We start from the raw sequence: 22,625 nt of genomic DNA, 5'->3' as shown, positions 1-22,625 counted from the left end.
CACTAAAAAATAAAGAAAGTTGTGTTAAATAGGGCATTTTTTTGTAACTATATTGTTAAAATTCCGTAAGCAGATCGCTATAGGTATTTTAGGGTAATGCTTGGTTATTAAAGTGTTCTTTAGGTATTGAATAAGAACGTAAGTTTATTTTATGCGCAAAAGGTTTTTTAAGTGATTGATAAAGAAGAAGTTAAAAACGTCAAATCGGTATTGATGGTCTGTATGGGCAATATTTGTAGATCACCAACGGCAGAAGCGGTTTTTCGTCATAAAGCGAAAGAACAAGGGATTGAACTTGTAATCGACTCTGCAGGTACTATTGGCTCTCATGCCAAAGAAAAGCCCGATCATAGAGCCATCAAAGCAGGTGAAGCACGTGGTTATTCTTTCAAAGGCTTAAAAGCGCGTAAAGTCACAGAAGATGATTTTGAAAAATTTGATCTTATCTTAGCGATGGATGACGATAACCTTGCTTATTTATTACGTAAAGCGCCAGAGCATAGAAAATATAAAATTAAGCTGTTTTTAGAGTTTAGTGAAAACTTTGAAGATACCGAAGTGCCTGATCCTTATTATGGTGGCGCGGGTGGCTTTAAATATGTGCTCGATCTTGTTGAAGATGCAAGTGATGGATTACTTAAATTAATGAAAGGATAATCCGATGGAATGGGGCTTTATCTGGGCAAGTTTTATGAACTTGGCGATTAATTTAAGTTATACCGTTATTGCTTTGTTTGTCGCGGTTTACGCTTTGACATTAATCGATAAAAAATTATTGAAAAATGTCGATATTCAAAAAGAATTAAAAGCCAACAATATTGCGGTGGCTATTTTTTCATCTTCATTATTAATTTTTGTAGCTTTGATCATTTGTTTTGGTTTGAAATCATAAGTTATGGTTATTCAGCTATTACTTGATATGTGTTGATGCGTTTAATAATACTTCTATTATCCCTTTGTATTGCGGTAGTTGCTGGCGGCTATCGTGAAAAGTTAGCTCAATCGCCTTTGGTTGATAAAGACGCGCTTCTTTTTCAGCAGGTACAGCAAAGTATTCATCAAATGCCTGTTGAGCTAACCAGTAATAAACATCAAAAGGGTACAACAACTTTTCTGGCGAATAACCGGGTTATTAGTGAAGACTGGTTACATCAATATTTAAAGAAAAATAACTTAAAAAGTACAAACAGCAGCAGTTTTGTTTGGTATGACGATAATAAAAATACCGCAACTATGTCAGCAATGGGCATAGATTGGCAACATCACTTTGTAAACAGTTATTTAGTGGGGATTCGACCTTTTGCGGTCGAGAACCCTTGGTTACCACTTTATGTTATTGCCAAAACTAAAACGTATCAATTAGATTCAGAGCAATATAATACCTCTGAACTTTGGCAGAACTCAGCTCAAGCCTTTATGTTACCCAGAGGAGATTGTGAAGATCATGCCATTGCGTTAGCTGACTGGTTAATTTCAGAAGGAATTGATGCGCGTGTTGTTGTTGGTGAATACAAAGAAGGTGGTCATGCTTGGGTGGTTGCTTATCGAAATGGCCATGCTTATTTATTAGAAGCTACTCAAAAGCGCGTACGTAAAACATGGAATCATTATCCATTAGCTACTGTTGCTCAGCATTATTACCCTAAATATATGTTTAATCGGCGTGATTTCTGGGTAAATACCGGCCCAACAACCACAAAAAATTATCAAGGCAGCCATTGGGTAAAGCGTTCTACATTTAAAAAATCAAGTTAACCTGTTACAGTGATTGGCTTGTAATCTCATCGAATAAAGCAGCTGTTGTTAAGGAGTAACCATGCAATCGTTAGTCAATAATGTGCTTTTACAAATAGAGTCTGTTGTTTTAGGCAAACCAAAGCAGGTTCGGTTAGCGTTGGCATGTTTGTTAGCCAAAGGTCATATTTTAATTGAAGATTTGCCCGGAATGGGAAAAACGACTTTAGCGCATATTTTGGCTTCTTCATTAGGATTAAGTTATCAGCGTGTGCAATTTACCAGTGATTTATTGCCGTCTGATGTTGTTGGTATTTCAATTTTTAATACGACAAGCCAAAGTTTTGAGTTTCATCAAGGGCCGTTATTTAACCAAGTGATCTTAGCAGATGAAATTAATCGCGCTAGCCCTAAAACCCAAAGTGCTTTATTAGAAGCGATGGAAGAAAGGCAGGTAAGTATTGATGGCCAAACTCATCAATTAGCCGCACCTTTTTTTGTTATCGCCACGCAAAACCCATTATTTCATGCGGGTACTTATCCGTTACCAGAATCACAACTTGATCGCTTTATGATGAAGTTATCGTTAGGGTTTCCGGATCGCCAAGCAGAAAAACAAATTTTATTATCCCCCGATCAACGTGATAAGTTTCATCCTAGTGATGACAACTTAACCATAGAACAACTAACGTCAATGCAAATAGCGGTTGAGCAAGTAACGGTAAAAGAAAGTGTTTTAGATTATATTATTTCATTATGCCAAGTTACCCGTGAAGCCAACAGCCAAGTTAACCCATTATCTCCTAGAGCAGCTAAAGCCTTATTAGCAGCAGCGAAAGCGTGGGCATTTATTGATAATCGTGATTATGTGCTACCTGATGATATTCAAGCCGTTTTTACCGCGGTATGTGAGCATAGAATGGTAAACTCTGACATCAATGTTAATGCCGATGTTTGTCAGAAAATTCTTCAACAAGTGGATGTGCTAGCATTTAATTAAGTGGTTAATATGTTGCGTATTTAGTTTGTAACAGCCTTAATACGTTGAACAAGCAGTTAAAAGGAAGATAAGTTGTTTTATTCAAGCGTTAAATTTCGGCTGAAACATGCTTTAAAACTTCCTTTTCAACACATTTTTGCTAAATGGTTGGCAAAACGTATACCCGCCAATAACCAACAACAACTGACCAGTAAAAACATTTTTATTTTCCCATCTTTGTTTGGCTTTGCGTTTTTAGCCTTTATTTTGCTGTTGTTTTTATTAGGAACCAATTATCAAAACAACATAGTGTTATTACTGTGCTATTTATTGGTGAGTTTTTTTATTACTGCCATGTTGCACAGTTTTTTCAACCTATCGGGGATTCGGTTACAAGCAGATAGCCATGTTACAGGTTTTGCTGAGCAAAACTTACATTTAACTTTAACCATAACTACCGGCAAACCACGCTTTCATTACCAGCTTGCGGTGAAAAAGCAAAACACGGTTGTTTATAATGTAATTGAAGCAGGTAAAACCAAGTTAACCATACCTTATTGTCAGCCGAAACAAGGTGTTTATTCGGTTGAACGTGTCAAAATTAGCAGTTATTACGGCTTTGGTTTATTTGTTACTTGGACCCATTTAGATCTAGCCTATCAGGCGGTAATTTACCCAAAACCTTTACCTTTTGATAACTTAAAAGCGCTTGCTGTGATGCCACAAAATAGTGCTGAAAATAACCGTGGTTACCAAAATCAAATGACATTGCGAGGCAATGATGATTTTTTTGAGTTAAGAGCATACCAAAAAGGGGAGTCGTACAATCATGTTGCATGGAAGCAGCTTGCGAAAGGGCAAGGCTGGTTAACAAAAACCTATGGCGAGCAGCAAAACCAACAAAGGCAATTACAATTATTGCAAATGCCAGCAACCACACTCGAACAAAAATGCCAGCAGCTATGCTTTTTAATTTTAGAATATCATCAGCTTGGCGATGAATTTTCCGTGCAAATATTCGATAACCTTATTCCACTAGGGCATGGCGAACAGCATCTTGAACAGTGTTTAACGGCATTAGCCAAAGTTAAGCTTCCACAGCATGAGGTTGCTTAATATGAGAAAAAATATGGCTAATGCTAAGGCGAAAAATTTCAGTAAGCCACAATCGGCTAATGCCCTCCATATTCAAGCCCCGTTATTAAGCCAAGTATCTGGTTTGCGTGTTAATAGCCTGTGGTTATTGCTTAGTAGTCAGTTATTAAATTTAACTATGATCAGCGATCAGCTCAGTGTTTGGATGTTAGCCATTATTGGCTTATGTTTATGCTGGCGGGCATTAATGAATGTGCAAGAAACCGCAAAACCATCAAAAGGTGTCTTGGTATTATTAGCGCTTTCTGGCAGTGTTTTGCTGGCGGTGATGGGGAAACAACTTGGTTTGTTAAACAGCATGGTGCATTTGTTATGCTTTGCTTATGGCTTAAAAAGTTTAGAACTTAACACCAGAAAAGATATTTACCAGCTGAGCTTATTAGGCATATTTGTTTTAGCATCAGCACTGATTTTTAGCCAGTCTATTTATTTTTCATTGATTGTGTTTTTGTTTGTAGTTTTTAATTTTGTCCTTTTAAATAGCCTATTTATGGTTGAGCAAACCACGTTAAAGCAAGCAAAAACTACCGGGATATTATTTTTACAAAGCTTACCTTTAGCGATAGTGTTATTTATTGTTTTTCCTAAGCTACCACCGTTTTGGAAAGTGCCATTAGCTAAATCAAGCACAACGGGTTTGTCTGATTCTGTGCAAATTGGTGATATTGCCAATTTGGTGGGGTCGGATGCTTTAGCTTATCGTGTTGATTTTGGCGACTTTAGCCCAGCTTATCGTCAGCTATATTGGCGTACCTTGGTGCTAGATCATTTTGATGGCGTAAAATGGACCACGAGTCATTATTTTTCAACTGAATTAACACAACATCAAGCAAACATTAACGCAAACCAGCAAGTTAATCATCAGCCATTACGGCAAAATTCACCCTCAAATATTATCAGACGAAACCCCTCAGCTGATGTGATAAAGGTGACCGATGAAGTGATCAATTATCAAATTATTGCGGAGCCGAGCTATCAGCATTGGTTATTTGCTCTTGATGTTGCAAAAGTTAATGAAGGACAAAAGATAATACAAACACCGTATTATAATTTGTATGCCGAACAAGAAGTGACTAAAACTTTACAATATTCGGTAACGAGCAACCTTTCTATGCCGCTTGAATTAAATCTCTCCAAGTTAGGTCGAGAAACAAATTTAGCCATTCCTGAACAATCTAATCCGCGTTTAACGGCAGAAGGGCGCAGATTAAGAGCAAAGTATAAAACCGATGAGGCGATTATTAGCGCTGTACTAGAGCATTTTCGCCAACAAAACTATTTTTATACCTTGCAACCACCGTTACTCATTAATAATAGTTTAGAGCAGTTTTATTTTGAAACTAGAGCGGGCTTTTGTGAATATTATGCCAGTACCTTTGCCTATTTAATGCGGGCTGCCGGTATTCCTACTCGTTTGGTGTTAGGTTATATGGGCGGAGAATTAAACCCGAATGGTCGGTATTATAGTATTTATCAGCGTGATGCCCATGCATGGACTGAAGTTTGGCTAGCAGGTAAAGGTTGGCAACGGGTTGATCCAACGGCAGCGGTGCACCCATCAAGAGTAGAAAGTGGTTTTAATGACAGTTTATTGGCTGAGCAAGCGAGTTTGTCGAACAGTTTATTTAGCGCTCAAACCTTTGAAAACTTGGCTTTTTTAAATAATATTCGCATGCAATTACAAGCATTAGATTATCAGTGGACCCGCTGGGTGGTTGGTTATTCGAGTGAAAAACAACTTAACTTATTAAGTCAGTGGCTAGGAAAAGTAAAACCATGGAAAATGGCGCTGATCATTGGCGTTATATTAGTCAGTATGATGTTAGTACTTTGGCTAGCCCATTTTATTAAAAATAAAGAAAAAAAACGGGTGTTAAAAAACCATCAACAGCTTTATCAAACGGCGTTAAATATTCTTAGTGCGAAAGGTTATTGTCGTACAAGTAATGAGTCGGCGAAACAGTTCGCTGAACGAGTCATGCAAGAACTCCAAGCATTGCCAAAGTCTTATGCTGGCTTAATTAATTGCTTTTTAAAAATTAGCCAAGCGTTTGAAACGTTAGAGTATCAAACTTTAACCGCGGCGGAAAAATCATTAATGAATGCTAATATGAAAAAACTTTATAAGCGTTTTAAAAGTCATAGCAAACACTTATAATAGCTAGCTTATCAGCGGTTTTTAAAGTTATTTTATGAAATGTATGACAGAGGTTATTGCGCGTTTTTATCTTTTAATTAGTTTTTTATTATTAAGCATCATCACCTTACTGTCGTTATGGCCCGTTGCGCAATTACCCGCCGTACCAGGTACAGATAAAACCCATCATTTTATTGCTTATGGCGCGTTAATTTTACCGGTGGCGATAAAACAACATAAACAGCTTTGGTACTTTGTACTTGGCTTTGCTTTATACAGTGGCTTAATTGAGTTAATTCAACCTTATGTTAATCGCTACGGTGAATGGTTAGATTTAGCGGCGAATAGTTTGGGGTTGTTATGTGGTTTAGCCTTGGCAAAGCTATGGCTTTTTTGCGCAGGACAATCAAGCAAATAGCGCAGGTTAATGTCTATTTGGTGTGGTAGGGCAAAATAGATTGAAACTAAACAATAAAGTATGAAACTGGAACAATAAAGTTTAGAACTTTCTGACTAGTTTTCTCGACCGCTTCTAGCCTAAAGCGGACATTAGCTTTTAAGTTACTAGGACGGCTCAGAGCCTAAAGTGGTCTTGATACTGATTCAAAAAATAGCTAGAGCCTAGGTTTTTAGCATTCGGATAAAGTTGTAATAAAGTTTTTAAATAATTTATACATATTTATCGGAGAAAGCGTGCATTTAACTATCTTTTCACAACCACATTTTTATTAGAGTAATTAATTACTTGATACTATAGGATTATATTAGTAAGTTTTATCCTACTAATATTTACAATATTCGGGGATAGCTTGTTTAAAAAAGGGCTTTTTCACGTTTAATAAGTGTTATATTTTTCTAGAATGCGGAGTTAACATCCATACTTTTATGTAATATTCTCACGATAAATATTTGATTGTTTTTATACTCTTTGTAATAGATAACATGGCTAGCTTGTGGGTATTTTCTGTAACCTTCTCTTATATAATCACAGTTAATACCTAGCTCGGGATCACCAGCTAATAAGTGGAATGTGTTATCTAATACTTTTAGGTAATCATTCCGTTGAGAGAGTCCCCAAGTTATTTGGGTATATTTAGCTATTTTAATTAAGTCTGTTTTGGCTTTCGAAGATAATACAAACTTATTCATTAATGGTTATCTTTATCTAATTCAGTCAATAAACTTTCATAGCTGTATTCGGCAACACCGCTTTGTTCGCCTTCGATTAACATATTACGTAAATTTAAAAGTTTAGCTTCTTGATCTTCCAAAGCTCTTAATCCAGCTCTAACGATTTCACTTGCTGAGCCATAACGACCAGTGTTAAGTTGTTGGTTTATAAACTTATCAAAATGATCGCCTAGTGTAACGCTTGTATTTTTAGCCATAATGTAAAACCTCATAAGTACCTATATATAATACATTATGGTATAAAAAATATAACAAGTCACTCAAAAGGACAAATAACAGTTGGTTTTTGCTCCTTCGTCGCTTATTTTAACCAACTATTACTTGCCTCTTAGTGAGGCGTTATATGCTCAATCAGGCCCTGTATGCTTGTCGTCTATAAGTTGAATGGAGGTCACCGTTTTGAATTCAGCAAAGTTATGGAACTTATCGCCTGAAAAGTTTAATGAATGGCGAAGAAATCACGACTACCCTGCGTTATTTAAGGTCTTTGAAAATAAACTCCCTCATTATAATGAGTGGATAGAAAGTCAAAACCTGTCCTCAGATCTGTTGTTTAAACATGGGTTTGCACGTTTCATAAGCTCAGACGAGCCGTTGATCTTATGTGAATATAAGAACAACGATGCATATATGCTGTTCGAAAAAAGCTTCAAGAAGTTGAATTCTATACGGAAAGCTGGTTGGATTAATAAAGAGGTGGAGTATCAGCCGTATTTTTACTGGCTTAATAACAACTACGATAAAACTACTTACGAAGAGACAAAGCGGGAATTTAGAATATCTAGCTGGATCGGCGGACGTCCTCAGTTTCTTAAAGAACACTTTCTTTTAAATCTTGGAGGTGTTCATTTAACTGCGCCCATGTTATCTGGTCGGTTACTTGACTTCACGTGTTTAGATAATTTAAAAATCATTGGTGCCCATAGTAATACTCATACTTATTTGTGGCATTGCTCTGCAATTGGACTTGAAATTTCTGGCGGTCTAGCATTCCTTGATTTTTATAATACAAAGCTATGGGATAACGGTTACGCTAGCGTTAAAAGAGAACTAACTTTAAAAGACGGAATTTTTCAAGATTTCCATTTTAAAGATTGTGAACTTCACTTTCATGCTACAAGAAGCACTCTCACTCGATGTTCCATCGAAGGTAAAAACTTTGACGCTACCCTTGAGCATAGCAAAGTCGACAATTTCTCGTTTCGTTCAATTAGGTCTAAAACCAATCCTTTCCACTCTAGAAAGAACTTCTATGCTAAAGCTAAAAGTTTATTTTCATCAGTAGGTAACACTTCGGAAGCTGGACATTACTTTTTCAAAGAGCAAAAAAATCATATGTTGTCACTCTTGTTTCCTAAAAAATCTAATTGGGAAGCTTGGCATCATAAAAATACGGTCTCAAAAGTAATTTTGGGATTGAAATCATATTTAAAATTCTTAGGTAGTTTTGCTAATTATGTTGTTTGGGGCTTTGGGGAGCGACCAATTAGAAGTCTATTCTTTTCTTCAGGTGTAATTGCTGCTTCTGCTTTAGTATATTTATTAAGTCCTGACTCAGCCACATACAAAGATCCAGTTAAATCCATTTACTTTAGCATGGTTACTTTTGTTACATTAGGATATGGAGATATTTCACAAGATAAGCCATGGCTTCAAATATATTCATCAATTCAAGCATTTTCAGGAATGGTATTGATGGGTTTATTTCTTGCGGGTTTTGCATCAAAATCAAAGTCATACTAATGTAGGCGCATATAACAAGTCGTTTAAAAGGACAATATAGTTGGCTTTGCTCCTGCGTCGCTAATTTTAACCAACTATTTTTTGCCTCTGATTGAGGCGTTAGCTTTCAAATGAACATCGTCGAAATCAATGCAATGATATTAGCCTTGGAATGCGGGGCTTTAAAACTAAATAATGTCACAGAGTGGGCAGATTCATTGATCTTAAAATCCGATGAGCCTGATCACAGGCTATTTGATGTGTCGGTTTCAAAAAATATTAATGACGCAGTGGTAGCGCTTTACGAATTTGGTATCTCAACTAACTCTAAATTAGTAGCAAAACAGGCTTTTTCTTTATTCGTAAAAGCATTAGAAAGCAATACAACTAGTTACGAAAAAGTGTCACAGAAAATTTATGAGATGGCTTTTGAGCCAAATATTTTCATACCGGACGAACAAGCCGAAGGTCACATGATGAGTTTTTGGGATTCTCTAGATATTGCTAATGATGGTATTTACGGAACCCCTGCAGCAATAAAAATGGAGATGTTGGCTTTTTTAAAGCAATATGAAAGCTAACAAGAATCTTAAGCACGGGACACATAAAATTGGCTTTTGTTCCTTTGTCGCTAATTATAGCCAACAATTATTTGCCTCTGTTTGGGGCGTTATATACCTATAGAGGGTTCATGCAAAATTCAGAGGTTAACGAAAATAAAATTTCTACTATAAGGCTTGTCGTCAGGGGGATGATTTTCTTTGTTATAGGCATTATCTTTTTTGGATTTGCTTATATTTTATTCAATTTTAATAATAGTACATTTGGTAGCAACGTGATGGCTGTAATTTTTCTAACTATTGGCTGTACGTTGTCCTATGTAGCTTTTCGACCAAGAAATAATAAGGTTAGAGAGTATTTAGAAATAATTCTGTCGCCATTAGGTATATAACAGTCATTTCAGCAGAACAAAAAACAGCTGGTTTTTGCTCGTGCCTCGCTAATTTTAACCAGCTATTTTAATGCCTCTGAATGAGGCGTTAGGTGAATATGGATCCACATGCCAAACTTGCAGAAAGAAATATAAAGCAAGAACAAGCCTTAAAATCAGAACGAAAGGAAATATTGTTGTTTATGCCATTAAGTGTGGCTATCGGTGTTTTTTACTTGTCTAGTTAAATAAACTTACAGTGCGTTGAATCCTTCTAGCCACTCAATAAAGGTATTTGAGACTTTATGCATGCTACAAGTATCGTGCTCATAAAACCATACAGCCACATCCATTTGTTTATGGTTACAGTCGCTTTTTTTGAAACAAAACATGTTACCCTTGCAATCAGAGGCAAACAAAATATGTCCTTTAGGCATACCGCTCATTTCATATAAATTTGATAGCGAGTAAACATCTTCAAGGCTTAAAAAATCTTGCACTTCAGTAATTTCAACATTTAAATCACAAATTTTTGTTAATACATTCGGGGTGTGAACTAAGCCATAGGTGGTCAGTAAGTATTTATAGGATTCAGGTAAAACGACCGCTAATTTTTCTTCTAATTCAGTAATGTCGCTATGATTAAGTGGCACCATAACGTTTTTACTGCTCCAATTTTTTACGAATAGATCAATGCTATTCATCTCAACATACTCCATAATGTGTGCCATAGATTAAGGCTTGTTATTGTATCTTAATAATACTGCCGAGTACTTTTTTGATTTAGCTCACCTTTAAAAACAGTAGGTAAAATGACAAATTTCAATACCGAACACCAGCAATAATGAAAGCATGTAACCAATGTGGAAAGTGCTGCCTTAAATACGGTGCTAGCGATCTGGTAGCAACACAAGATGAAATTGATTTATGGGAAATATTTAATCCTGAAATTTTTCAATTTGTGAAAAATAATAAAATTTGGTTTGATCCTAAATCAGGTCAGCGTTTTAACGTTTGCCCATTTCTTGGTGTTGAGGCTAAACTTGATGAGCAAGCGTCGGATAAATATACCTGTAGTATTTACTTAAATCGACCAGAAGATTGTCGTCTCTATCCAAGCCATGTTGCCGAAATGGTAAGAGACGAATGTGAAATGATCGAAGTAGTCGATTTGGAAAATACGAAAAAAGCGCAACAACAACTCGATTTATTGATGGAAAAGTAATTTGCGTTTGTTAAGTATTTAGTAACGCTTTTTTACTTTTATTGTTACCTTCGCTGCTGTCTGATTTGTCTTTATGGGTCGGAATTTTGAGCTTTTTTAAGCTTGCGAGTAATGTTTTGGCTCTATAGTAGGCTTCGGTATTTGGATAGGTTTCAATAATATAAAGCACGGTACCAAGTGCATTAGCCGGCTGCTTTAATTTTACATAATTATCTGCTTTTAAAAATAACAAATTAGCTTTATCTTCTTGCGAATATTCATACGTTGATAAAGCTCGGTTAGTTAACCTTAATGATTCTTCATATTCTCCAGCAGTGTATGCCTTATAAGAGCGGCTGGCAGCGCTAGGTCCTAATGAGCAACCGGCTTGAGTTAAGCAAATAACCAGTAATAAAGCTTTTGAAGCGTTTTTCATAAATCCCTCTAAATATTGTTTTATTGCGCTTAATATAAAATAAACATTAACAAGTTACTATAAGTTAATCTAAATTCACTTATAGTTATTTAATGAAAATCAATTTGTTAGCAAAATCATTCCGCTAAGCTTAAGCTAAATAAACATTAATTTTGTGTGGCTTGTACTTTGTTGTTTAAGCTTCTACCTTGCAATGGCGGTAACAATTAAACGTTTAGTTTTATTTGTGCTTGATAAACTAAAGGGATAACAGGTGATTAACGTTATCATGGTATTTTCATGGTACTCATAGGCGCTACTATCGTTTTCATCAACAACGCGCATGTGATTTATCTGATATTGCTTGGTTTGTCCGCTGTTATCTTCTAATTGAAAAATATCACCAATATTTACATTTTCTAAAATAGCGAAATGACTATCGTTATGTGCTGAAATAACGGTGTTGCCAATTTGGTTAGGCTTTGCTGAATCTTGCAGCCAGCCTGGGCCAAACGCCATAGTACGGCCAGTCATACCGGATAAAATAATCCATGAGTGTGCTTGAATAGCTTGTTTATTTTGCATGTGGTTGTTTCCTAAGTGTGTTGGCAAGCTACCTAAATAGGTTAATTTCGCAATAGGGTATGTGTCAGCCCAAGGCCAAGGCCTGATGTTTTTTTCACCTTCAATGGTTTGTTGCCATGTTTGTTGTAATAGGTATTGGGCTAAGGTAGCTTTGCTCAGCAAATATAGTGGCTCTATGCAAAATATACTGGCAATCACAATGGTTAATAATGCAAAACGCTTAGCCCAGTTCATGTTTTTTCCTTTTATGGCTTGCTGTTGTTTTTGATACTGACAACAGCTTGGCGCTGGCGACAAATGAGCAGAAAACTCAAACCGATGAACATAACACTTAATGCCAAACTCAACTTCCATTGCCAATTAAGGGCTGTTTTAGGCATACCTTGACCGGCAGGTAAGTTATTTTTTAGCTGTTTGCTTTTAGCGGTTAAATGGCTAGGGCGTGAAATTTTATGCTCTACCGCAACTAAACTGGTAAACGGCGTGACCAAGTTGAACTTTAACGCTAAATCAATAATGGCTTGCTTAGCGCTTGGGGTTTTATCAAGCATTAGCTGACGATAGTGATCGGCTATTTTTCGGCGAGCCCATAAGGTTGCAAGTGCCGGAATTTCAGCTTGTTGCTTTTGAGCGTCATCGCTATTTTGGGGTGTTAAAGGTTCATGAGTTAAAACCTGGTTCGTGTTTTTTAACGAGACGGGCAATTGCCAATCTTTACCTTGGTAAGTTGCACTCACCATAGCGCTATCTTTGTCAGATAAAAGCTCATCACTTTGATAGCTTAAAAATATTGGCTCGCCAGCATATAAATCAGGGATCGGATTTGGACTTGTGTTGACATTTATCCCTTTGCTGTTTTGGCTCATTTCAAATTTAATGTCGGTTAACACGGGCTGGTCGAGTTTGGTAAATAACTTTTTCATTTCAGGAATTAATTGCTGGTGACTACCAATAAAGTGATAACTGCCACGACCAACTTCAGCGGCACGTTTCATAAAGTATCGGTTAGGTGCTGTTCCTAAACCCACAGTGAATAGGCGTTTATGGGCCATTTGTTGATTGATCATCTGGAATATTTCCGCTTCATTGCCAACAGCGCCGTCGGTTAAAAAAACTATTTGCTCTAAGCGCTTATTGTTTTTGACAAAGGTAGAGTTAAGTTCATCACTATTGAGGTTAGGCTCGCCACTAACGCTTATTGGCATTAACGCTAACGCTAAAGCGGCTTTTATTTCAGTACCGCCGTCGGCATCTAGCTGTTTTACGTGTTGCCAAGCGGTATGTTTATTAAAGGAAGTTGCGGCTACGGCTTGTTCAAAAAATGATTCGGCTTTGTTATTAAAAATGATCAGCTGAAAGGCGTCGTGTTCATTTAAGGTTGATAACGCATGTTTGAACGCTTGTTTTGCTTGCGCTATCGATTGACCCGCCATAGAGCCTGATTTGTCTAAAACAAAAGTCAGTTGACGCGCCTGTGGATGCTCATCGCGTGGTGTTAAGTTTTCAATTTTTTCAGGGATCACCATTAACAAACCATACGTGTTATCTTGATAGTTTTCGGTGAAATTAAGCACTTGAGGTAAAGCTTGATTTTTGTATTGCCAAACTAATTCAAAATCTTTATCGAGCGGATGATTGTGCATTTTCATCACAAAGTGGTGCTGCTTTTGTTGTTCAATTATGACGGTATGATTTAGGCTTTTAAGTTTGGCTAATTCAGCACCACTATTAAGGGTTAAGCTAAAGTCGATGGTGTGAAGCGTGTTACTGTTTTGCTCATCGGTAAGGTTTTGTTGATTGCTTTTAAATAATAAGTTGGGAATTTTTTCTGGAATAAAACTCTCACCTTGCGTTAGCTCTTGGCCATTTTGCGCTGATGTTGGTGTGTATCTAGGTGTGATCGCCATTGGAAAATGTAAACTGAATTGATTGTTATCAACATGTACTTGCTGAAAGTAAGTTAGCTCAACCGTGATCGTTTCATGGGGAGGAATATTGGCAACCTGCATAGAAAATAAATTTGGTCGTAATTGTGCTAATAGGGCGGCTTTTTTTCCTGATTTTTTTGCTTGTTCAAAGGTGCGTTTCGCTTGTTGCTTTTCTTGTACTATGCCAATAATTTCACGCTCAGCTAATTTGATGGTTAGTTGATTAACCGCGGCATCATCAGGCAATGGAAATACATATAACGCATGTTGCCAGTCATCTGTGGTATTTTTAAATACTTGTAAAATTTTGGCGTTGGCAACAATACCTTGCACATTAATATCTGCTTTGCTGTTAAGTTGTGGCGCTTGAAAAAACTTTCCATTTTCCGCTTGTTTAAAAAGTAATTGACCTGATTGAACATCGGCAAGTTTTACTTCTGTTAAAGCCGGTTTTTGGGGAATGTTTTCTGCAATATCGGTTTCTGTTTGATATGACGCCGCATTAACCACATTGTCAGCAATGGCGATACCCGTAAAAAACACACTGGCAAAAAACACCTGTTTAACAGGAATGAAAGTGATGGGTTTGAACAAGGTTTTTAGCAATACGCGATAGGGTAAATATTGCATAGCAGCCTCTTTATTATGTTATTAAGTGAAGTAGGATTTAGTAAAGTTAGGGGCTGTTAAATTCCAGCCCCTGAGCATAACTTAATTGCTTGCGGTTAAACTTTGTTGCGGTTGTAGCTTTATCTCAACGCGGCGGTCAAAAAAGTCATTTTGATAATCTTGTTGACTTTGCATAGGTGAACTTTCACCAAGTGCGGCAGTGACAATGTTGTTTTCATCAACACCTTGCTCAATTAACAAAGCTTTTACTGATGCAACACGATTGGCTGATAACGTTAGGTTGTGTTCTTCGTCACCGTTACGGTCGGCAAAGCCTGATAAATGTACTTTTAATTCAGGGTTTTCTTTGATCAATAAGGCTAATTGTTGAACTTGCCCTTGATAAAATGTCTCAACGTCACTCGAATTAACTTTAAATTGTAAATTCAGCTTTATTTTTTCTAACGCTTCTCGGCTATTGATAGTGTTGTTTGCTAGGTTTAATTGCTCACTTAATAGCTGATTTTGTTGTTCAATTTGATTTAGGCTTGAAATAAGTTGCTGCTTTTGTGTTGTTACTTTATCTAATTGTGCTTGGTTGGCGGTTAAATTAGCTAAGGTTGCTTGACGATCATCATCAATTTCTTCAGCATTACCAATTAATAAACCGATAGTGCCTGCTATCATAGCGCCAACAGGGCCGGCAATGATTGAACCGGCCACTAAGCCACTGCCTAAACCAATAACGGTTGGTTTTTCATAAATGGCTTGTTCTTGATTTTGAGTTTTTGCCGAAACTGAGGTTGGCGTAAATGCCGCAGTTACTGATAAAGCAAGGATGATTGAGCTGCTGATCACATGTTTTTTCATCATAATATTCTCTTTAGTAGGTTATACAGTTAATGGTTGTTTTATCGTTGTCTTGTTCGATGACTTCATTAAACCGTATTGAAATGGCAAAACAGGGGATGAAAAATGGCAATGTGCTGAGCAATTGTGGCAGAAATCTGGCAATTGCCGTTTTGCACTTTTTAACTGAAATAAATGAGGTATTATGTCGGTAAATAAGCTAATGATTTATCAAAAGTAGAGTTAGATGAGCAGACGTATTGCAATTGTTGAAGACGAACAAGCGATCAGAGAAAACTACACTGAGCTATTAAAAAAGCAGGGCTATCAAGTGCAAGCATTTAATAACCGCAAGCAAGCGATGGCCGAATTTGAGCAGCGCTTACCTGATTTAGCCATTATTGATATTGGTTTAGAAGATGAAATTGATGGTGGTTTTGTTTTGTGTCAGGCATTACGGAATATGTCGAGCTCTATTCCTATTATCTTTTTAACCGCACGTGATAATGATTTTGATACCGTCAGTGGTTTACGTATGGGGGCAGATGATTATTTAACCAAAGATATTAGCTTACCGCATATGACTGCACGTATTGCTGCCTTGTTTCGCCGTATTGAAGCTACTAAGCAACCAGCACAACAAGAAGAGTGCATAGAGTGCGGGCCATTAACGTTGTTTGTTGATCGTATGGTGGTGCAATGGCATGACTCACCTGTTGATTTAACCGTGACCGAATTTTGGATGGTTTATTCATTAGTGAAAGTACCTGGCCATGTTAAAAACCGACAACAATTGATGACAGATGCCAAAGTGTATGTGGATGACAGCACTATTACCTCGCATGTTAAACGTATTCGTAAAAAGTTTATGGTTCATGACCACAACTTTGATTGTATAGATACGGTTTATGGCATGGGCTATCGCTGGAAAATAGAGTCTTAGCATGTCGATATCGCTTAACCATGCTCATAAAAAAACGCAAACTAAGGTAAAACATAAAACCAGCCGTTTTCGTGTGGGCTTACGGTTAAAGCTTTTATTCTTGTCTTCTTTTTTATTTGCTATTCCTTTATTAGGCTACCAATACGTTTGGGAAATGGAAAAGTACCTACGAATAGGGCAAGAAAAAACCTTAATGGGTACCGTTAGAGCAGTAGCCACGGCTTTACATGAACGGCCAAAGTTATTTGATGCCCAAGCAAGCTTTTTGCCGAATGTGCAAAAAGGGCGTGATTTATATGCTTACCCGATTGTTGATCCTATTCGCCTAGATGGGGTCTTAGATGATTGGCGTAATAGTCAGCATGCGTTAACGTATCAAGCAGATTATTTAATTTCAGGTGCTGATATTTATCAACCGCAAACCTTGTCATTTGAACATATGGTGGGCAAGTACCGTGACTACCTTTATGCTTATTTTAAAGTGGTTGATGAAGATATTGTTTATCGCCCTAAAAACAGTTTAAAAGTCGATCAAAACGATTTATTACAAATTGCTTTTGTTACCCCAGCAGGAGATTTTCGTCGGTACATTATTGCCGCGCAGCAAGCCGGCTGGTTAACTCCTTATGAATTATTAACCGATTCTAGCGACAGTATCCCGTTAAAACCCGAGCCGAGAATTCAAGGCATGTGGTTAGAAACTGAGCAAGGTTATAATATTGAACTTCGCATTCCGCTTGAATTATTAGGTAGCCAATTAAGTTTTGCAATTGCTGATAAAGATCAGCAACGCGCGCAGCAAATCACCATTGGCACCGCACAATTTACCCAAGCTGAGCAGTTGGGAACGGTATTATTACCATCTCCTGAAATTGAAAATATTATTAAAGGGTTAGGTCATAGTGAATCACGTATTTGGGTGGTGGATCAACATGGCCGAGTTTTAGCAAAAGCGGGTGATATTAAACGCTCTGATGGCGTTTGGCGGAAAATAGCTTATCAAACCCCAGCCAGTAGTTGGTATGATCCCATTCAAGAAAAACTTAGCTGGTTATACAACAAAATTTTGACCACGCCACCAAGTGATTTTACCGATGAATTATATGATGTTGGCCAATTAGAAGGCTCTCATTTAACCAAAGCTCTCACTGGTGAAGGTGCGGCGACTTGGCGTTTAACAACCGATAAGCGCGCGGTAATATTATCGGCGGCTTACCCTATTTATAGTGATGGTATAGTGATGGGAGCCGTTATTGCCGAAGAAACAACTAATGGCATCAGAACATTACGTAATAAAGCATTACAAGGCTGGTTCAACGTTATTTTAGCGGTTATGGGGTTGGGCACATTAGCGTTATTTTTGTTTGCCTCACGTATTTCATCACGTATTCGTGCGTTAAGCTCACAAACGGAACAAGCAATTGATGAGCAAGGTCGAATTGTTCATCCAATCATACCAACTAGCGCTGGCGATGAAATTGGTGATTTACAACGAACCTTTGCCAATATGGTTGATGGTTTAAGCCAATACACGCTTTATTTACAAGGTATGTCGGCACGTTTGTCACATGAACTACGTACCCCTGTTGCGGTGGTTAAGTCATCACTTGAATCGTTAGAAATGGATCTGCCTGAAACTGAAAATAACATTTATATGAAAAGGGCAAAAGAGGGCGTTAGCCGGCTTTCAACAATTCTAACCTTAATGAGTGAAGCTACCCGGTTAGAGCAAAGTTTAGAAAATACTGAAATTACTCAATACGATATTAGCGACGTTGTTTCAGGTTGTGTGCAAGGTTATCAATTAACGCAACCTAAGCAAAAATTTGCTTTAACTGTAGCCACCATGAGTAATAAACAAGTTAATGGCAGCCCTGAATTATTGGCACAATTATTAGATAAGTTATTAGCCAATGCTGTTGAGTTTTCTTTAGCTGAGCAAGCGGTACTCATTTCATTAACACAGCAAAACCAGCAAGCCGTGTTAACGATTGAAAATTTTGGTACGGGTTTGCCCGAAGCGATGCAAGAGCGTTTATTTGATTCAATGGTGTCGGTACGTAGCCATGAAAACTTAAAACCGGATCAGCAAAGCCAACCTCATTTAGGTTTAGGTTTATATATTGCTCGGTTAATTGCTGAATTTCATCAAGGTAGTATTAGTATTGATAACAACAGTGACAATACTGGTGTTGTTGCAAAAGTTACTTTGCCGTTAGTTGACAAGAAAACCTAAGTTATTGACCTTATTAATTTAAATAGTAATAACCGTTAGCATCGAAATACAATAATTATCTTTAGATTGCTTTGCGCTTAGTGTTTTTTTACGTTAACCTGAAATTATTGCCCGCTACCATGTTACATATTGATGAAGCAGATAATTTTAACGTTAGGTTTTAGTTTTTTTAGTGTTGCTGTTTCGGCCAATATGCCGATAAAAGTTATTGATCAATATGGTGAGCCTGTAGCCAATGCTGTTATTAGTTATCAAACTAATACTTCTACTGCTATTTCTAGTACAGATCTCCAAGCACCAAATCAATCACCACCTCAAACAATAGCTGTGATGGATCAAATAGATCGGAAATTTCAACCACATGTTTTAGTGGTTGAGCAAGGCCAGCAAGTTAGTTTTCCAAATAGCGATAATATTCGCCATCATGTTTACAGTTTTTCAAACCCCAAAGCATTTGAAATTAAGCTTTATAAAGGGAGAAGCACAGAGCCCGTTTTGTTTGATAACACAGGTGTTGTTGTACTCGGCTGCAATATTCACGACAACATGGTTGGTTATATTTATGTGCGAGGGGATGAAACGGCATTATTAACCGATCTACAAGGCAGAGTAACGCTACCTGATAACCCGACAGAAATAACCGTGTGGCATGCGGGGTTGTCGATTAATAATAACCTTAGAAAAAAAATAAGCATCGATCATCATGAAAGTACATCGCCGTTAGTGCTCACTCTAGAGTTATTAGCTAAACCTAAGCAAGATAAAGCGGATAGTGGCTTTAAATCAAAACGTTTTGGTAAGAAATATTAGCATGCGTTTAAAGTCATTAAATTTTCAAATATTCAAACTTATCCTTGGATTATTATTATTTACCGCGCTTGGTATTTTGGTGAGTGTATGGACTAATACTAATCAGCATGCGGAAAAACAGTTAAAGAAAAACTTAGTATTAGCAGAGAATGTTTTTCAGCAGCTATTGGTGTCAAGAGAGCAGCAACTATTTAATTCAGCAGATATTTTAACCTCGGACTTTGGTTTTAAACAGGCCATAGCAACTCAAGACAAAGCAACCATTGAAAGTGTGTTACAAAACCATGGTGATCGCATTGACGCGGATATTATGGCGGTTATTTCATTATCAAATGAAGTTGTAGCGAGTACTACCCCTGCGTTGATTTCAGGTAAGCCGTTTCCTGATCAAAATTTAATGAGTCAGGTTTTTAGCGATGGTGGTGCCAGCTCGTTAATGATTTTTGAAGATAAACTCTACCAAGTGATCATGTTAACCATTAATGCACCAACCCCCATTGCGGCGACATTACTTGCGTTTGAAATGGATCAGCAATTATTAAAGCGCTTAAAAGTGATCACTAAACTGGAAAACACTATTAGCGCCTTTAAAAATGATCAACGATTATTGAGTATTAGCACCTTAAGTGAAGTTGCAGCCTTAGATGCCTTAACAAATGTTGATAATCAAATATCTTGGTTTAGCATTTATTTTTTAAATGAAAGCGCCTTAGTGTCACGGCAGTTTATCGTACAGAATCAACAAGATATGTTAATTGTTGTCACGCTAACTGAAGATATGTCGGCTATTTTCCAAGAGTTTTACAACTTGCAGGCAAATATTTCCATTATTGCTTTATTTGCCGTTATGTTGGCGTTAATTTTTGCTTATGTTTTATCGAATAAATTATCGCGTCCGCTGATCTCATTCGCCAAAATAGCAAAACGAATTTCATTAGGGCAATATCATCAAAAACTGCATGAAACGAGTCAGTTGAAAGAAGTTAGACGCCTAAGTGACGCTTTTGAAACCATGCAGGACAATATTCAAGCACGTGAAGACAAAATTATTTTTCAAGCGAACCATGATTTATTAACCAAACTTAATAACCGTTTTTATATTGAACAGGTTTTACTTCAGCACTTAACAAGTTCAACTGGCTTTCAAGCGATCGGGATAAATATTTTTGCTTTTCGTGATATTAACGATGTTTTTGGTTACCAAAATGGTGATTTATGCTTAAAACATATTGCTAATGCTTTAAAAAAGCTAGGTGGCCAATCTGCACGATTAACCGGTGGAGAATTATTATGGCTACCGGATAAAACATTAAGCATAACGGAACTTGAGCTTATTAAAAGCAACCTTGAAGCGCCATTAATAAATGATGAAGTTACTATTCGCCCTAAGTTAGTATTTGGTGTTCTAGCTTGTCCTGATGATGCTCAGTCACTTGAAGTTTTCTTTAAACGGTTAAACATAGTTTTAGATGAAGCAAAAACAACCGAAGGTAAATTGTTAAGTTTTGAACCGAGATTCGAAGAAAAGTATACCCGTCGATTAACGGTAGTGACTGAACTAAAACATGCTTTAGCAAAAAGTGATGGTGAATTTAGACTGTTTTACCAACCGAAATTGTCGATATCGGAAAATAAGGTACAACATGTTGAGGCATTAATTCGTTGGAATAATGATATTTTAGGTTTTGTTTCTCCTGAAGAGTTTATTACTGTTGCTGAGCAAGCGGGTATTATTAATCAAGTGACTGATTGGGTTGTTAAACAAGCGATTATTGATGCTAAATATATTCAACAGCAAGGCATTGATATTTGTATTGCCATTAACTTATCTGCACACGATATTGCCAATCCAAGGTTGCTACCAGATGTATTAGCGCTCTTAGAAAAATATCAAGTTGCTAAAACGTGTTTATCTTTTGAGATCACTGAGAGCGATTTGGTACAAGATCCTGTTCATGCGATTGCTGAAATGAAGCGTTACCGTGAACAGGGCTTTGCTTTAGCGATTGATGATTTTGGTACAGGCTATTCATCTTTAGAATATTTAAAAAATTTACCAGTCACAGCATTAAAAATAGATAAAAGTTTTGTTTTAAATTTAGCGAGCGAAACGAGTGATCAAAGCATTGTGCAAACTGTAATTAAGTTAGCTCATCAGTTTGGTTTATCCGTGATCGCCGAAGGCATTGAAGAACAAAAAGCTTTAGAGCTATTGCAACTTTGGCAGTGCGAATATGCACAGGGCTATCATATTAGCCGACCAATTCCGTTAGCTGAACTGATCGCTTGGCATCAAGAACATCAACAACATCAATGGTTATCTGTATGACAACAAAGAATTTTTTTTCAAGGTGTGAAAACTTCAGTAAAGTGATTTTGTTACCACTGTTATTGGCAAGTACTACCGGTAACGCAGCGGACGGTAAATTAATTGCTACAGCTGGACTAATTCAAGTAGAAGGCAGTGGTGGTGGTGGGCTTGTGCCCTGGGCAACCATAGCTGGTTACGACAGCCAAGAGCAAACCTCATTATCGGCGGTTTCTTCAACGGTAAGTTTAGATGATTATCGTTTAAATGTATTGGGCTTAACGGCATCGTTTTATGATCGGGTGGAAGTTGGCTTGACTCAGCAACGTTTTGATTTAAAAAACTTAGGTGGCGAAATTAAGCAAAACATTATCAGTATGAAATACCGTTTATACGGTGATGTGGTTTATTCTGATTGGCCTCAACTTAGTGTTGGAATGCAATATAAAAGTTTACAAGACAAAGCCGTGGCAGAATTGGTTGGCGCCGATAAAAGTGATCATGGTATTGATTTTTATCTCGCCATGACCAAGGTTCATCTTGGTGCTGTTGCCGGTTATAACGCTTTATGGAATGTGACATTACGAGCGACTAAAGCTAATGAAATGGGCTTATTAGGTTTTGGTGGGGTTAATAATGATGATTATCAAATAATGACAGAAGCTTCTGTCGGCCTATTAATGTCTCGCCATTTAGCATTTGGTGTTGAGTATCGCCAAAAACCCGATAATTTAGGGTTAAATGAAGATGATTGGTATGATTATTTTGTCAGTTATATTCCGAATAAAAACTTTAATATTACGCTTGCTTGGGCTGAGCTTGGCAAAATAGCCGGTAGTGAAAAACAAAGCGGACTTTATTTGTCGATTAATGGCCAGTTGAGGTGATC

General features: G+C 37.2%; 25 protein-coding genes. 18 read left to right on the top strand and 7 right to left on the bottom strand.

Going from position 1 to position 22,625, the window contains the following annotated elements:
* Positions 1-213: 213 nt before the first annotated feature.
* The 7 genes from ACSLUO_RS03785 to ACSLUO_RS03755 all read left to right on the top strand — a co-directional run bounded on the left by ACSLUO_RS03785 (position 214) and on the right by ACSLUO_RS03755 (position 6,423).
* The gene (locus tag ACSLUO_RS03785; RefSeq protein WP_448246855.1) at positions 214-657 is read left to right on the top strand and encodes a low molecular weight protein-tyrosine-phosphatase; all 444 of its coding nucleotides are present in this window, start codon (positions 214-216) and stop codon (positions 655-657) included.
* A gap of 4 nt (positions 658-661) precedes the next feature.
* On the top strand, positions 662-892 hold the full coding sequence (locus tag ACSLUO_RS03780) for a DUF350 domain-containing protein (RefSeq protein WP_448246342.1): 231 nt from the start codon (positions 662-664) through the stop codon (positions 890-892).
* Between the two features lie 35 nt (positions 893-927).
* Positions 928-1,755, top strand: a complete 828-nt coding sequence (locus ACSLUO_RS03775) for a transglutaminase domain-containing protein (RefSeq protein ID WP_448246341.1) — start codon at positions 928-930, stop codon at positions 1,753-1,755.
* 61 nt (positions 1,756-1,816) lie between these two features.
* Entirely contained in the window at positions 1,817-2,734 is a 918-nt protein-coding gene (locus ACSLUO_RS03770) for an AAA family ATPase (RefSeq protein WP_448246339.1), read from the top strand.
* 72 nt (positions 2,735-2,806) lie between these two features.
* Positions 2,807-3,829 carry a DUF58 domain-containing protein gene (locus tag ACSLUO_RS03765; protein WP_448246337.1) on the top strand — a complete coding sequence of 341 codons (1,023 nt, stop codon included), beginning with the start codon at positions 2,807-2,809 and terminating at the stop codon, positions 3,827-3,829.
* 1 nt (position 3,830) lies between these two features.
* A complete protein-coding gene (locus ACSLUO_RS03760) occupies positions 3,831-6,026 on the top strand; it encodes a transglutaminase TgpA family protein (RefSeq protein ID WP_448246335.1) in 2,196 nt (731 codons plus the stop codon).
* Between the two features lie 43 nt (positions 6,027-6,069).
* Positions 6,070-6,423 (top strand): VanZ family protein, encoded by a 354-nt coding sequence (locus tag ACSLUO_RS03755; RefSeq protein WP_448246333.1) that lies wholly within the window; start codon positions 6,070-6,072, stop codon positions 6,421-6,423.
* 437 nt (positions 6,424-6,860) lie between these two features.
* Here the strand turns inward: ACSLUO_RS03755 and ACSLUO_RS03750 are convergent, their stop codons facing one another.
* Together ACSLUO_RS03750 and ACSLUO_RS03745 are read right to left on the bottom strand one after the other, a co-directional pair.
* Entirely contained in the window at positions 6,861-7,154 is a 294-nt protein-coding gene (locus tag ACSLUO_RS03750) for a type II toxin-antitoxin system RelE/ParE family toxin (RefSeq protein ID WP_448246331.1), read from the bottom strand.
* Positions 7,154-7,393: a type II toxin-antitoxin system ParD family antitoxin gene (locus ACSLUO_RS03745; RefSeq protein ID WP_448246330.1), complete on the bottom strand. Its 240-nt coding sequence runs from the start codon at positions 7,391-7,393 to the stop codon at positions 7,154-7,156. Before ACSLUO_RS03745 ends, ACSLUO_RS03750 begins: the two co-directional genes overlap by 1 nt.
* A 202-nt stretch (positions 7,394-7,595) precedes the next feature.
* Here ACSLUO_RS03745 and ACSLUO_RS03740 point away from each other — a divergent pair, with 202 nt between their 5' ends.
* The 4 genes from ACSLUO_RS03740 (at position 7,596) to ACSLUO_RS03725 (ending at position 10,097) form a co-directional block, all read left to right on the top strand.
* Entirely contained in the window at positions 7,596-8,939 is a 1,344-nt protein-coding gene (locus ACSLUO_RS03740; RefSeq protein ID WP_448246328.1) for a potassium channel family protein, read from the top strand.
* Positions 8,940-9,049: 110 nt separating this feature from the next.
* Positions 9,050-9,499: a hypothetical protein gene (locus tag ACSLUO_RS03735; RefSeq protein ID WP_448246327.1), complete on the top strand. Its 450-nt coding sequence runs from the start codon at positions 9,050-9,052 to the stop codon at positions 9,497-9,499.
* 110 nt (positions 9,500-9,609) lie between these two features.
* Positions 9,610-9,870 (top strand): hypothetical protein, encoded by a 261-nt coding sequence (locus ACSLUO_RS03730; RefSeq protein ID WP_448246325.1) that lies wholly within the window; start codon positions 9,610-9,612, stop codon positions 9,868-9,870.
* A 98-nt stretch (positions 9,871-9,968) separates the two neighbouring features.
* Positions 9,969-10,097: a hypothetical protein gene (locus ACSLUO_RS03725; protein ID WP_448246324.1), complete on the top strand. Its 129-nt coding sequence runs from the start codon at positions 9,969-9,971 to the stop codon at positions 10,095-10,097.
* Positions 10,098-10,103: 6 nt separating this feature from the next.
* Here the strand turns inward: ACSLUO_RS03725 and ACSLUO_RS03720 are convergent, their stop codons facing one another.
* Complete coding sequence (locus tag ACSLUO_RS03720) at positions 10,104-10,580, bottom strand: SMI1/KNR4 family protein (RefSeq protein ID WP_448246322.1); 477 nt, start codon at positions 10,578-10,580, stop codon at positions 10,104-10,106.
* Between the two features lie 113 nt (positions 10,581-10,693).
* On the opposite strand from ACSLUO_RS03720, the gene ACSLUO_RS03715 reads away from it, so the two are divergent.
* On the top strand, positions 10,694-11,074 hold the full coding sequence (locus ACSLUO_RS03715; RefSeq protein WP_448246320.1) for a YkgJ family cysteine cluster protein: 381 nt from the start codon (positions 10,694-10,696) through the stop codon (positions 11,072-11,074).
* Between the two features lie 10 nt (positions 11,075-11,084).
* On the opposite strand, the gene ACSLUO_RS03710 is transcribed toward ACSLUO_RS03715, so the two are convergent.
* The 4 genes from ACSLUO_RS03710 to pdsO form a co-directional block, all read right to left on the bottom strand.
* Positions 11,085-11,489: a tetratricopeptide repeat protein gene (locus tag ACSLUO_RS03710; protein WP_448246318.1), complete on the bottom strand. Its 405-nt coding sequence runs from the start codon at positions 11,487-11,489 to the stop codon at positions 11,085-11,087.
* A gap of 183 nt (positions 11,490-11,672) precedes the next feature.
* The gene (locus tag ACSLUO_RS03705; RefSeq protein WP_448246317.1) at positions 11,673-12,287 is read right to left on the bottom strand and encodes a class GN sortase; all 615 of its coding nucleotides are present in this window, start codon (positions 12,285-12,287) and stop codon (positions 11,673-11,675) included.
* A gap of 11 nt (positions 12,288-12,298) precedes the next feature.
* Entirely contained in the window at positions 12,299-14,611 is a 2,313-nt protein-coding gene (locus ACSLUO_RS03700; RefSeq protein WP_448246315.1) for a marine proteobacterial sortase target protein, read from the bottom strand.
* An 81-nt stretch (positions 14,612-14,692) separates the two neighbouring features.
* Positions 14,693-15,463, bottom strand: coding sequence for a sortase-associated OmpA-like protein PdsO (pdsO, locus tag ACSLUO_RS03695; RefSeq protein WP_448246314.1), 771 nt, complete (start codon positions 15,461-15,463; stop codon positions 14,693-14,695).
* A gap of 29 nt (positions 15,464-15,492) precedes the next feature.
* Between pdsO and ACSLUO_RS03690 the strand changes: the two genes are divergently transcribed.
* The 6 genes from ACSLUO_RS03690 (at position 15,493) to ACSLUO_RS03665 (ending at position 22,623) form a co-directional block, all read left to right on the top strand.
* Positions 15,493-15,654: a hypothetical protein gene (locus tag ACSLUO_RS03690; RefSeq protein WP_448246313.1), complete on the top strand. Its 162-nt coding sequence runs from the start codon at positions 15,493-15,495 to the stop codon at positions 15,652-15,654.
* 32 nt (positions 15,655-15,686) lie between these two features.
* The gene (gene pdsR, locus ACSLUO_RS03685) at positions 15,687-16,382 is read left to right on the top strand and encodes a proteobacterial dedicated sortase system response regulator (RefSeq protein WP_448246311.1); all 696 of its coding nucleotides are present in this window, start codon (positions 15,687-15,689) and stop codon (positions 16,380-16,382) included.
* Position 16,383: 1 nt separating this feature from the next.
* On the top strand, positions 16,384-18,618 hold the full coding sequence (pdsS, locus tag ACSLUO_RS03680) for a proteobacterial dedicated sortase system histidine kinase (RefSeq protein ID WP_448246309.1): 2,235 nt from the start codon (positions 16,384-16,386) through the stop codon (positions 18,616-18,618).
* A gap of 132 nt (positions 18,619-18,750) precedes the next feature.
* Positions 18,751-19,428, top strand: a complete 678-nt coding sequence (locus ACSLUO_RS03675) for a methylamine utilization protein (protein WP_448246307.1) — start codon at positions 18,751-18,753, stop codon at positions 19,426-19,428.
* A 1-nt stretch (position 19,429) separates the two neighbouring features.
* Positions 19,430-21,757, top strand: coding sequence for an EAL domain-containing protein (locus tag ACSLUO_RS03670; protein WP_448246305.1), 2,328 nt, complete (start codon positions 19,430-19,432; stop codon positions 21,755-21,757).
* Positions 21,754-22,623, top strand: coding sequence for a DUF3034 family protein (locus ACSLUO_RS03665; protein ID WP_448246303.1), 870 nt, complete (start codon positions 21,754-21,756; stop codon positions 22,621-22,623). The genes ACSLUO_RS03670 and ACSLUO_RS03665 overlap by 4 nt, the downstream gene beginning before the upstream one ends.
* The last annotated feature ends 2 nt before the right edge of the window (positions 22,624-22,625 follow it).

It is taken from the genome of Thalassotalea agariperforans, from assembly GCF_053470345.1.
This window is presented reverse-complemented; position numbering and strand designations above follow the sequence as displayed.